We start from the raw sequence: 1,179 nt of genomic DNA on the forward strand, positions 1-1,179 counted from the left end.
TGACCAGGGTGACGTGGTGGTGCCAGCCCGTCCAGGAGCGTCCTTCGAAGTGGTCCAGGCCGAGGCCGTGTTTGAGTTCGCGGTAGTCGTGCTCGATGCGCCAGCGGATCTTGGCCAGACGGACCAGTTCGGCAATCGGGGTGTCGGCGGGCAGGCTGGTCAGCCAGTAGTCGGTGGGCGCCTCGGCTCCGGCGGGCCACTGGACCAGCAGGGTGACCTCGGGCAGGACACCGTCCCAGTCGTCCTTGCCCGCGAGGGCGGCGGCCTGGGCCAGGCGGCGGACCCTGACGCCGGCGGGCCGCACCCGCAGCGCCAGAAAGTGTGAGCGCATCGGTCCGCGGGAGCCCTGGCGCCAGGTGACCTCGGTGAAGGCCCGCCGCCCCCGGGCGGCCGCCAGCGCGGACAGCGAGGAGGGCTTGTCCCGGTAGCGGGGCTGGGGTTTGCGGCCGTGGCCCGACCACTGCGGGACGGTGGGCCGTGCGTCGTGCGGGTGGGCGGTCACGTCCGAGCGGACGGCGACGACGTAGCTGATGCCTCGGCTGTCCAGGCCGGCCCGGAAGTCGGCGTTCTGGCCGTAGCCTGCGTCGGCCACGACCACGGGCGGCACCATGCCCCACCCGGCCAGCTCGTCGAGGGTGTCCAGGGCCAGCCGCCACTTCTCCCGGTGTCCGACCTGCGGTGGCATGCCGGTCTTCGTGCGCCGTTCGGCGTCGTGGGCCCATTCCTCGGGCACGAAAAGGCGCCATTGCAGCGGGCAGGAGGCCGTGTCGGAGACCGCGTGGACGCTCACCGCGACCTGGCAGTTGGCCTGCTTGCCCAAGGCCCCGCAGTACTGAGGAGCGACCGCCACCGACATCCGGCCGTCCTTGGGGAACGACACATCGTCGACCGCCCATGCGTCCGGGACGATCTGCGGAACCATCCGCTCGGCGATCCTGCGCCGCACCGGCACCGGGTCCCAGGTCGACTGGTTCACGAACTGCTGCAGGTTCTGCTCGTTGCCGTCCGGCAGCCGCTCCGCCATGGCCTGGACGGACTTGCGACGACCGTCGAGCATCAGCCCCCGCAGATAGCAGTCACCCTTCGCCCGCTGGTCCTTGCGCGGCACCGACGCGAACACATCGGCCACGAATAACCCCAACTTCACCCGGGCACGGCCCACTTCATGTGCGTCCATAC

1 protein-coding gene is annotated in these 1,179 nt (G+C 71.2%); it reads right to left on the reverse strand.

Annotated features, from left to right (window positions below; translation table 11 throughout):
- Positions 1-1,177 (reverse strand): IS701 family transposase (locus ACZ4AA_RS38475; RefSeq protein WP_467613383.1); only part of this gene is annotated, 1,177 nt, incomplete at its 3' end.
- Between the last annotated feature and the right edge of the window lie 2 nt (positions 1,178-1,179).

This window comes from Streptomyces sp. NPDC024698 (assembly GCF_055559015.1).